The following is an 11,915-nucleotide window of genomic DNA, read 5'->3' as shown; positions in this document are numbered from 1 at the left end:
TAGCTTTATGTTTGAACATTTTTTTCAATGTCCGTATTGCTGGGAAGAAATTTCCATGCTGCTAGATCCTTCCGTTAACCAGACTTACGTAGAAGATTGCGAAGTATGTTGCAATCCTATTGAAGTTAGGATGCGTTTTGAAGAAGGGGAGCTGGTCAGTTTTTCCGCAGACAGTATCGAGCAATAAAGTTTCTAATTTTTTACTTCAAAGAGCCTGTTTTCTTTTAAAGTTTAATAAAATTAAGTGGGATAATAATCACACGGATAAAAGCCATTCTAAATGCGAGCTCAAGGATTTTAAATACAAATAGAGGTTAGATGAATATCTATTTTTTAAGTTGGTTAATTTCATTTTTTAGATCTGACAAGGACTGTTGAATTTGCGAAAGTGCCAAATTACCTGCGTTTTCATCAAATTCAGCGCTTATTTTACTGGTCACTTCCCACAACTCCTGTACTTGAAAAGCATCAATGGTTATTGGTGGGTATTCTGGGTTCAATGAAATGAGCGATAATTTTTCGTCGGTGCTGTGCATTTGTACCTTTTTTACCAATACACTGTCATGCATTACCACTACACATATAGTGTTGTTGGAAAGTTGGGAAATACTTTCTACCGCCTTTCCTAAAACCCATTCTTTTGGATAAAGACCTGGTAGCATACTATCTCCTTGTACTTGAAACCCACGATAGGTAGCGTTTCTATATTCGGGGAGGGGTAGGGAGAAGGCCGGGAGCTCTTCGTACCAATCGAGATCTTGAAGGTTGTGTGGGTAGCCCGCTGCCGCTTTTACATTTACCAAAACAATACCATCGTTATTATCTGGAGTTACCGTTATTACTTTTGGAGAAGTATTAATAGTAGTGTCCAATTTTTTACGATTGCTCTTTCCATAGAGCCAAAGAGGGTTGATTTGGAATTTTTCCATAAGCTCAACCAAAATAGCACCAGATATTTTTGATTTTCCCCTTTCGATATCGGCAGTAGAATTCTTTATGCCTAGTTGCTCAGCAAAGCTCTGCTGGGTGTGGTCCAGGCTTTCGCGTAATTCCTTAAATCTTAAAATTTCTATGGGTAAACTCGATTTCATAAGTTCTATTGATGTGTGAATAGCACAAAATGCAATGTAAATATAAAAAAATATTTGGATTTTTTCCTTTTATTAGGAATTATTCCATATATTTGAATGATTGTTACTGAATTTTAAACGAATTTAAGGAAAGAAATGAAGCAATCCACATTTAATATTGGAATATTTCCAAAAATGAGAAACTGGTTGGCCAAAACCTTATTTTCTAAAAACATTTCGAATATGAAAACTATTTTAATTTACGACGGTAGCTTTAGCGGATTTTTATCGGCAGTTTATACCGTGTTTGAAGACAACCTTCAAGAAGTTTCCATTGTAAAGCCTAAGCATTACAATCCAGATATGTTTTCTCAAGGAATCGAAGTTCCATCATCCGATAAACATGCCAAGCGTGTTTGGAAATCGTTGGAAGTAAAAATAGGGAAGCATTGGGCCAATGAGCTGTATAAAGCATTTTTAAGCGAAATTAAGGGCACTGAGGATGTTTTGTTACGCTATATAATCCATGTGTATGCTTCAGAATCTTTTATGGCCACAGATGTATCCAATGTTAATGCATTGCGTGTATCTCAAGTGGCAAGAATGGTAACCAGGGAAATGCACCATATTCAAAATTTCTTACAATTTAATGGTAATTCGGAGGGGATGGAAGTGGCTGTTCTTAACTCTGGTTTCGATATGCTTCCTTTAGTTGGTAATTACTTCCGTAGAAAGAATGGTAATAAAGAGTGGCTTATTTTAGACAAACGTAGAGGATATGCTTTGTTTTATAATCTAGAGGAAATAAAACAAATAAAAATAACACCAGAACGCCAAGCAAAAATATTGGAGGCTGCAAAAGACACAAGTGCTTTAATGTATGTGAGTTTGCAAAATAAGCCACTTTCCAATTTTGGTGGAAATAAGATGGGAAAGCAAAAAGAATTACTTACCTAGACCTTTGGTAGTTTCCATCCATTGTGGTAGGTAGCCTTAATCAATTCGTTTGCCTTATCGCTATTTTTAAACTGTCCGTTTTGTGGGTCCCAATAAATTTTTTCTCCGGTTTTAAATGCGATATTTCCCATATGGGCGTTTATGGCGGCAATACTCCCTGTTTCGATCCCGCAATTTAATTTTACTTTTTCTCCTTTAATGGCGCTAACAAAATTTTGGGCGTGTACCTCCAAGGCATTATTTTTTCCAGGTGTGAATTCTACTTTTTCGGTTTTTAAAACTTTTTCACCGTTCACATTTTCGCTTTCTGGGATAACTTCCCATCCTTGTCGGTTCACCACTAAAGTTCCTTTATTTCCTATAAAAGCAATACCTTCAGATTTTCCATAGTTTCCATTGCTAATTCCCACGCCGTGCTCCCATAACAACGAAAAATCATCGTACTCGTAAACCGTCTGTAAAGTGTCTGGGGTTTCAGAAGCATCGTCTGGATAAGCAAATTTTCCACCAGAAGCGATTACAGATTTTGGTGCTTTGGCATTCATGGCATAGAGGGCGATATCAATTTCGTGAACCCCCCAGTCGGTCATAAGTCCGCCAGCATAATCCCAGAACCATCTGAAGTTAAAGTGAAATCTATTTTCGTTAAAAGGTCTTTCTGGAGCTGGCCCTAACCACATTTTATAATCTACCCCTTTTGGTGGTTGTGTATTCGGTTTAACGGGAACGGGTTTCATCCAACCTTGATACGACCAGCACTTAACCAAGCGTATTTTTCCCAGTTTTCCAGATTGCACATATTTTATGGCTTCGTCGTATTGCGTACCACTACGTTGCCACTGGCCCACTTGTGCAATGGTGTTGTTCCTTTTGGCAACATCTACCATAATATTACACTCTTCTATGCTATTTGCCAATGGTTTTTCTACATACACATGTTTCCCGGCATTGGAGGCATCGACGAAATTTAAACAATGCCAATGATCGGGTGTGCCGATAATGACTGCATCGATGTCTTTATTATCGAGCATCTTTCTATAATCGGTATATAATTTTGGTTTTTTACCTGTTAATTCCTTGGCGTTAGCGGCGCGGTCATCCAACACATTTTCATCAACATCGGCTAAAGCAATACAGTTTACCCCAGGAATGTTAAGATGTGCTTTCATATCGCTCCAACCCATTCCTTTACACCCAATAACCCCAAAATTGAGCTGGTCGCTTGGCGCTACATTAGAGAATAAGGATGTTAGACTGTTTGCGTTTACATAACTTGGAATACTAAGCCCTGCTGTGGCAAGTGCCGATTTTTGAAGAAAATTTCTTCTCGAGTTGTTGTTTTTCATTTATGGTGTCTTTACGTTCAAGTTGTCAAAATGACTTTAAGTTATTTGAAGCTGAATTTAAAGACAAAAATGGAAATAATTAATTTTTCTAATGCTTTTAACAGAAGAATGAAAGATTTAAATTGAATTTTGATAATTTTAGATTACCTGAAAGTGTTCAGTTTGTAGACGCTGAAATTTTGATACTTAGCATAGTGCCGGGAAATTCTTAGAAAAATCTCGGACTTGTAACACGCTTGTAGTTTCTTGAAAATTCATATCGAAGAAATACTTCCACGGTACCACTGTTAAATTGAGTTCCCCCTAAAGCTGTTACCTCCCTGTCGTAAGCCAAACCTACGGCAAGGCCTTCGGTTAATTGAAAACCTAACATTCCAGTAACGGCAGCCCCCCATCTATATCCTACACCAAATGTTACGGTTTCATCGTATAAAAAGTTAGCTGATAGATCTACCTGTAAAGGCGCTCCAGACACAAATTTGGTAAGCATGGCTGGCTTGAATTTCCAGCGATAATCTAGATCGAAAACATAACCTCCCATTAAATAATAATGTACATTGGATTGGGCAATATAGGAGGTGCTTCCATTATTTGAGTTGTTGGATTCGTCGAAATATTGCGTTGTTAACATATTGGGAACAGAAAGACCGACATAGTATTTATCTGCATGATAATAGATTCCAGCACCGATGTTAGGAGAAAACTTGTTATCGATATTATTTTGTCCTGTAAGCTCTACATCGTCGTACTGGTTCAATTTGGTAAAATCTACGTTCAGAAGACTTCCACCAAGCTTTAATCCGAATGATAAACGCCCTTGATAGGATGTTTGGATGGTATAAGAAATATCTGCATCGAAGAAAGTTTCTTGACTAACCCCATCCCCGAGTTGATCGTTTATTATTGAAAGACCTACTCCCAAATTACTACGTCTAATTGGCGAATGCACATTTAAGGTTTGTGTTTCTGGAGCACCATCTAAACCTAGCCATTGGTTGCGATATAATGCAGTAGCACTCAGCATTCCCCTACTACCAGCGTAGGCAGGGTTTATGCTCATGGTATTGTACATATATTGCGTGTATTGAGGATCTTGTTGCCCAAAAATAGACTGGGCAGCAGTAATGATCAATACAAAAAATAATAGTTTAGAATTCTTCATTTTAATACTTTTTACTACACCTTTTAATAATTGATGTAGATATAACCTGCCATGTTTTTAGTGTTTTGATCTTTAATGTAATCAATAACATAATAATATGTTCCTACAGGCAATTTATTTTTTTGACTAATTGTAACCCGTCCCTGGGAATACCCTCTAAAAACGTTGTTTCCTTGTCCGTAACCTTCCGTTTCGAAAACCAATACCCCCCAACGGTTAAAAATTTTAACCGAGTTGTTTGGATAGTTCTCAATTCCATAAATTTTAAGTTCATCATTTTGTCCATCCCCGTTTGGTGATACCAATTGGTGTACTTGAATTTCTTCCTCTGGTGGAGGTGGCGCCGGATTATTTTCCTGTGCACTTACGGTTACCGTACCTTGTTCTTCATTAAAGCTTCCGTCACTATGTGTAACCCTTACGGTGTAGGTAAAGACATCGTTTCCTTGAAAACCTTGGTTTACTATATAAGACAAGGTATTGTCTGGATTGATGGTAACTGTACCATTTTGCGGATTTGAAATATTTGTAATACTCAAGTTTGTCTCTTCATTAAAACTATCGTTAGCAAATACATCGATAATTTCTTCGAAAGGGAAAGAAGAGTCTACTTCAGCAAAATCATCCTCAACATCTTGTACCGGTGTAACAGTTATAGTTACCACAGCTGTTTCGGTTCTTTCAATGCCATTACTATCGGTATATTCCACAATATATTTAAAAGTTGCGGTACCAACAAAATCTGGTTCTGGAGTATATTCAATTGTATTTCCTTTATCCTGAACGTCTATTTTAGCACTTGTATCATTGGATCCTTCCTCAATGGTAACCCTAAAATTCGCAATATTTATATCGTCATTTTCTAAAATGTTGATGGAAACTGAAGTGTCTTCCAGGGTAGTTGCTTCATCATCCCTTAAAACTACATCATTATTCTCCATTCCCTCCACATTTAGCGTAACTGTTGCTGAATTAGAAACAAGATCTCCATCAGTGATGGTATAGGTAAAACTATCTGCGCCTTCGTAATCCAGGTCCGGGTAATAGAGCAATTGCCCATCTTGTAAAATTAGTTCTCCATGCGCAGGTTGGGTATAATCTTCAATGCTGAAGGAATCACCATCGGGATCTCTATCGTTTTTTAATACATTTAAAGCAGTTTCCGTATTCGCCGGAATGGAAAAATCATCATCAACAGCAATGGGAGCATCGTTCTGTGGAGTTACTTCCACAGAAACATTTCCAAAAACCGTATTTCCTGAAGCATCCGTTAAGGAATAGGTGAAGCTATCCATCCCATTGTAATTTGGATTTGGCACGTATTCAAAGATGCCATCTGAAATTTCGGTAACCGAACCGTTGTTTGGTGCTGTTGTTAAGGCATAACTGTCTGTCATTCCACCGTTAGCCCCAATATTATCGTTTGCACTTACATCTATTTGATTGTCTCGACCAGCTTGGCTATCTTCCAAAACCACCAATCGATCGTTAACCGCTTTGAGTACATCGATAGTAATAGTAGCAGTTCCGGTCATTTCGCTATTATCCGAATTTATAATGGTAAGCGAATAGGTAAATTCATCCGTTCCATTAAAATTGGTTCCCGGGATATAAGTAATTGTATCATCACTTGGGTCATTGGGCGTACCATTATTGTTTATTCTGGCAGTTCCGTTTGTTGGCTGTGTAAGCACGAAGGAACCGATGGAAGGAATCGCTGTATCGTTATCCAACATATTGATGATAGTACCCGAGTTTTGTACCGAAGCTACAATATCGTCTACCAAATCAAATTTCTCTCTTAAACAAACAACCGTAAACGCTGGGAGGTCTTTAGTGTTTCCAGCCTTTGTAACCCTGGCCACGTATTTTTCGAGATTTTTAGTGGCTGTTACAACCGGATTTACCGTTCCATCTGGAATTTCAGTTCTATTCCAATCTACCGTACTGTTCCCGCTTACACTTTGAGAAACATCTAGCGTTACCTCATTATCAGGAGCGTCGCAATAGGTCACTATAAAATAAGTAGTGGCGTTAGTGCCGCATTTCGTTCCGTCGTAGGTAGCGAAGTAAACACCCGGAATAAAAATCTCCTGTGAAGAAGCAGTTCCCATGGTTTGTTTGGTAGTTCCATCGAGCACGTACCACTGATAGTTGCTAATGGTACCATCTTCGGCATTGGTCTCGGGTGCCTGCAAGATAAATTGCGCGCTTACCTGAGATGCCAATAACAGCAAAACTCCCAGCAGTAGTTGTTTGATATGTTTATTTTGATGTGTCAAAATGATTTCTTTTTTAGTGTTTTATCAAACAATTATTTTACCACGAATACCACGTTGATCAATGAGTTGTAATCGGATGGTACAGCTTTTACGCTATAACTTAATACACCTGTTGAAGAAACACTTACATTTTCGAAAACATCTTGATCGTAATAAGTGATATAGTAATATAATTCATTAGCTGCATAGGTTGGAATTGCAGCTGGTGCTCCACCACTAGCAATCATAGGTGTTCCATACTGGTCTACATAGTCAGCATAAAGATTTACGTCAGGCTTAGGTCCTGTGCTTGAAGCATCTAACGCTATTGAAGGTGGATAGAAAATTCTAGCTGCTTTTGCCGTTACTTTGGTCATGGCAACTAGTGCTTCTTGAACAGTTGTTTCATTAGTTTCTGGATTAGTAGTTGGATTATTTGGATCGCCATCACCATCTACATTTATTGGTGTTGCTAATTCGACTTCTGAATCCTTTTGGTCGTCAGAGCTATTTGAATTCAATTCTTCCAAAGCTCCTTGAACGTTAGTAGCGGTAATTCCAGAAATTGCCGTGATGTCCACTTCTGAGGCCGTTTGGTCGTCTGTGTTGTCGAGATAGCCTGAAAGATCGATGGGCGTTGCTGTCGGGTCATTGCTAAGGCTAAGCTCATTCCCTGATATGGAAAGATCTTGTTCGTCTGTATTGTCAAGGAAGGGTGTAAGGTTTACGGTTCCTCCGTCCTCAAGGGTCAGGATGTTGCCTGTTTCCAATGTCAGTGCCTGGTCGTCAGAGCTATTTGAATTCAATTCTTCCAAAGCCCCTTGAACGTTAGTAGCGGTAATTCCAGTAATTGCCGTGATGTCCACTTCTGAGGCCGTTTGGTTGTCTGTGTTGTCGAGATAGCCTGAAAGATCGATGGGTGTTGCTGTCGGGTCATTGCTAAGGCTAAGCTCATTCCCTGATATGGAAAGGTCTTGGAGTTCGTTTTCATCATCTGTGTCATTATCGGCAGCATTGCTGGCAGCTAATGCTTCAATGGCAGCTTGTGTATTTGAGGCCCCCAATGCAGCGGTCGAGTCGTCAAACGATACTTCTGAGGCGTTCTGGTCATCTGTGTTGTCAAGATAGCCTGAAAGATCGATGGGCGTTGCTGTCGGGTCATTGCTAAGGCTAAGCTCATTCCCTGATATGGAAAGGTCTTGGAGTTCGTTTTCATCATCTGTGTCATTATCGGCAGCATTGCTGGCAGCTAATGCTTCAATCGCAGCTTGTGTATTTGAGGCCCCCAATGCAGCGGTCGAGTCGTCAAACGATACTTCTGAGGCGTTCTGGTCATCTGTGTTGTCAAGATAGCCTGAAAGATCGATGGGCGTTGCTGTCGGGTCATTGCTAAGGCTAAGCTCATTCCCTGATATGGAAAGATCTTGTTCGTCTGTATTGTCAAGGAAGGGTGTAAGGTTTACGGTTCCTCCGTCCTCAAGGGTCAGGATGTTGCCTGTTTCCAGTGTCAGTGCCTGGTCGTCAGAGCTATTTGAATTCAATTCTTCCAAAGCCCCTTGAACGTTAGTAGCGGTAATTCCAGTAATTGCCGTGATGTCCACTTCTGAGGCCGTTTGGTCGTCTGTGTTGTCGAGATAGCCTGAAAGATCGATGGGTGTTGCTGTCGGGTCATTGCTAAGGCTAAGCTCATTCCCTGATATGGAAAGATCTTGTTCGTCTGTATTGTCAAGGAAGGGTGTAAGGTTTACGGTTCCTCCGTCCTCAAGGGTCAGGATATTGCCTGTTTCCAGTGTCAGTGCCTGGTCGTCAGAGCTATTTGAATTCAATTCTTCCAAAGCCCCTTGAACGTTAGTAGCGGTAATTCCAGAAATTGCCGTGATGTCCACTTCTGAGGCTGTTTGGTTGTCTGTGTTGTCGAGATAGCCTGAAAGATCGATGGGTGTTGCTGTCGGGTCATTGCTAAGGCTAAGCTCATTCCCTGATATGGAAAGGTCTTGGAGTTCGTTTTCATCATCTGTGTCATTATCGGCAGCATTGCTGGCAGCTAATGCTTCAATGGCAGCTTGTGTATTTGAGGCCCCCAATGCAGCGGTCGAGTCGTCAAACGATACTTCTGAGGCGTTCTGGTCATCTGTGTTGTCAAGATAGCCTGAAAGATCGATGGGCGTTGCTGTCGGGTCATTGCTAAGGCTAAGCTCATTCCCTGATATGGAAAGGTCTTGTTCGTCTGTATTGTCAAGGAAGGGTGTAAGGTTTACGGTTCCTCCGTCCTCAAGGGTCAGGATGTTGCCTGTTTCCAGTGTCAGTGCCTGGTCGTCAGAGCTATTTGAATTCAATTCTTCCAAAGCCCCTTGAACGTTAGTAGCGGTAATTCCAGTAATTGCCGTGATGTCCACTTCTGAGGCCGTTTGGTCGTCTGTGTTGTCGAGATAGCCTGAAAGATCGATGGGCGTTGCTGTCGGGTCATTGCTAAGGCTAAGCTCATTCCCTGATATGGAAAGATCTTGTTCGTCTGTATTGTCAAGGAAGGGTGTAAGGTTTACGGTTCCTCCGTCCTCAAGGGTCAGGATGTTGCCTGTTTCCAATGTCAGTGCCTGGTCGTCAGAGCTATTTGAATTCAATTCTTCCAAAGCCCCTTGAACGTTAGTAGCGGTAATTCCAGTAATTGCCGTGATGTCCACTTCTGAGGCCGTTTGGTTGTCTGTGTTGTCGAGATAGCCTGAAAGATCGATGGGTGTTGCTGTCGGGTCATTGCTAAGGCTAAGCTCATTCCCTGATATGGAAAGGTCTTGGAGTTCGTTTTCATCATCTGTGTCATTATCGGCAGCATTGCTGGCAGCTAATGCTTCAATGGCAGCTTGTGTATTTGAGGCCCCCAATGCAGCGGTCGAGTCGTCAAACGATACTTCTGAGGCGTTCTGGTCATCTGTGTTGTCAAGATAGCCTGAAAGATCGATGGGCGTTGCTGTCGGGTCATTGCTAAGGCTAAGCTCATTCCCTGATATGGAAAGGTCTTGTTCGTCTGTATTGTCAAGGAAGGGTGTAAGGTTTACGGTTCCTCCGTCCTCAAGGGTCAGGATGTTGCCTGTTTCCAGTGTCAGTGCCTGGTCGTCAGAGCTATTTGAATTCAATTCTTCCAAAGCCCCTTGAACGTTAGTAGCGGTAATTCCAGTAATTGCCGTGATGTCCACTTCTGAGGCCGTTTGGTCGTCTGTGTTGTCGAGATAGCCTGAAAGATCGATGGGTGTTGCTGTCGGGTCATTGCTAAGGCTAAGCTCATTCCCTGATATGGAAAGATCTTGTTCGTCTGTATTGTCAAGGAAGGGTGTAAGGTTTACGGTTCCTCCGTCCTCAAGGGTCAGGATGTTGCCTGTTTCCAATGTCAGTGCCTGGTCGTCAGAGCTATTTGAATTCAATTCTTCCAAAGCCCCTTGAACGTTAGTAGCGGTAATTCCAGTAATTGCCGTGATGTCCACTTCTGAGGCCGTTTGGTTGTCTGTGTTGTCGAGATAGCCTGAAAGATCGATGGGTGTTGCTGTCGGGTCATTGCTAAGGCTAAGCTCATTCCCAGATATGGAAAGGTCTTGGAGTTCGTTTTCATCATCTGTGTCATTATCGGCAGCATTGCTGGCAGCTAATGCTTCAATCGCAGCTTGTGTATTTGAGGCCCCCAATGCAGCGGTCGAGTCGTCAAACGATACTTCTGAGGCGTTCTGGTCATCTGTGTTGTCAAGATAGCCTGAAAGATCGATGGGCGTTGCTGTCGGGTCATTGCTAAGGCTAAGCTCATTCCCTGATATGGAAAGGTCTTGGAGTTCGTTTTCATCATCTGTGTCATTATCGGCAGCATTGCTGGCAGCTAATGCTTCAATCGCAGCTTGTGTATTTGAGGCTCCCAATGCAGCGGTCGAGTCGTCAAACGATACCTCTGAGGCTGTTTGGTCGTCTGAGCTTCCCTGAGCCACTTCGTCGATGGCATCTTGGACATTTGTTGAAGTAAGGCCTTGAGCAGATGTGAAGGCTGTATTTTCGGCATTTACCGAAAGGTCGTAATTGTTGTCTGCGTCTATGGTAGCGGTAACGCTGTTGTCGGCAGAAGCGATTGTTTGAATTTCATTGGTAGCGTCTGTATCACCATCGGCCGTGTTGCTTGCGGTAATGGCATCGTCCACGTATTTTTTTGTGGAGGCATCGGCGTCATTGGTAGGTGCTCCAAGGTTTGTGATAACGAGCCCTCCAGCATTATTGTTTACATTTAAAACGTTTGCTAAATCTTGATTATCAGTATTTACCGCTGTGGCTATATCCGCCAAGGCTATCCTTACATCGTTTCCATCAGAATCAGTGATTACCAGTTCGCTGCTAGAATTTTCAATAGTAAAACTGCTATTTGTAGTATTGGTGTCTGTCGCCGCGGCAATGTCTGAAAGAGGAATTGTTACTTCATTGTTATCGCTATCAATTAAAATCAAATTTGTTCCATCTTGAGTAAGGGAAGCATTGGTGGTGTTGGTATCCACTTCACTTGCAATATCAGATAAAAGCACTTCAAAGCTATCTCCTTCAGAATCTGTTAAAACCAAGGTCCCTTCTGTAGTGTTTACCACGAAAGTCTGATTTTTAACTTTATCGCCAGAAGTCAAATCCCAAGAACTTCCGTTCCAGAAATAAATTACTCCGGTATTTTCATTGATATAGATATCTCCTCTGTCGGCCGAAGGGCTAGTAGCACCGGCTCCAGTTACTTGGGTGCCTTTAAGTACCGTGCAATTACACTGGTTTTCCAAGTTTACGGTTGTTTGAGAAAACGCAAATCCTGAAATAAGCAATACGATGAGTAAAATTCCGTTTTTCATTATATAAAATTTATTTTAAGCAACAGTTTTTTAAAAATTTAAACAACAACATCCCTTTGCTGTAGAACAGCAATTAAAATTTCAATAAGTTTTTAGGTGATGTTTCAGGAATTAAAGAGCCTATAGAATCAAATTTTCAAGACTAATAATTTTCCTTTTGTTGTGTTAAACATTTTAATTTATTTTGAGGTTTATATTAAGTTCTTATTTGTACAAAATTACTGTATTAATGCGCCTTGGCGTAAAAAATGATGTGATCTAAC

The 11,915-nt window shown here is 41.0% G+C and carries 7 protein-coding genes; 2 read left to right on the top strand and 5 right to left on the bottom strand.

The window, feature by feature from the left end; translation table 11 throughout:
• Positions 1-7: 7 nt before the first annotated feature.
• On the top strand, positions 8-187 hold the full coding sequence (locus tag HX109_RS03255; protein WP_178949776.1) for a CPXCG motif-containing cysteine-rich protein: 180 nt from the start codon (positions 8-10) through the stop codon (positions 185-187).
• A gap of 139 nt (positions 188-326) precedes the next feature.
• Here HX109_RS03255 and HX109_RS03250 read toward each other — a convergent pair whose 3' ends face one another.
• Positions 327-1,091 carry a helix-turn-helix transcriptional regulator gene (locus HX109_RS03250; protein ID WP_178949775.1) on the bottom strand — a complete coding sequence of 255 codons (765 nt, stop codon included), beginning with the start codon at positions 1,089-1,091 and terminating at the stop codon, positions 327-329.
• 222 nt (positions 1,092-1,313) lie between these two features.
• Here HX109_RS03250 and HX109_RS03245 point away from each other — a divergent pair, with 222 nt between their 5' ends.
• Entirely contained in the window at positions 1,314-2,027 is a 714-nt protein-coding gene (locus tag HX109_RS03245; protein ID WP_178949774.1) for a TIGR03915 family putative DNA repair protein, read from the top strand.
• Here HX109_RS03245 and HX109_RS03240 read toward each other — a convergent pair.
• The 4 genes from HX109_RS03240 to HX109_RS03225 form a co-directional block, all read right to left on the bottom strand.
• Complete coding sequence (locus tag HX109_RS03240) at positions 2,024-3,373, bottom strand: Gfo/Idh/MocA family protein (RefSeq protein ID WP_178949773.1); 1,350 nt, start codon at positions 3,371-3,373, stop codon at positions 2,024-2,026. The genes HX109_RS03245 and HX109_RS03240 overlap by 4 nt on opposite strands.
• A gap of 208 nt (positions 3,374-3,581) precedes the next feature.
• Positions 3,582-4,535: a type IX secretion system membrane protein PorP/SprF gene (locus HX109_RS03235; RefSeq protein WP_178949772.1), complete on the bottom strand. Its 954-nt coding sequence runs from the start codon at positions 4,533-4,535 to the stop codon at positions 3,582-3,584.
• A gap of 23 nt (positions 4,536-4,558) precedes the next feature.
• Positions 4,559-6,817: an Ig-like domain-containing protein gene (locus HX109_RS03230; RefSeq protein ID WP_178949771.1), complete on the bottom strand. Its 2,259-nt coding sequence runs from the start codon at positions 6,815-6,817 to the stop codon at positions 4,559-4,561.
• A 32-nt stretch (positions 6,818-6,849) separates the two neighbouring features.
• Entirely contained in the window at positions 6,850-11,652 is a 4,803-nt protein-coding gene (locus tag HX109_RS03225) for a beta strand repeat-containing protein (protein ID WP_178949770.1), read from the bottom strand.
• Positions 11,653-11,915: the final 263 nt, after the last annotated feature.

The organism is Galbibacter sp. BG1 (assembly GCF_013391805.1).
Classification (GTDB): Bacteria; Bacteroidota; Bacteroidia; order Flavobacteriales; family Flavobacteriaceae; genus Galbibacter.
Note: the sequence above shows the minus strand (reverse complement) of the source record. Positions and strands in the feature narration are given on the sequence as shown.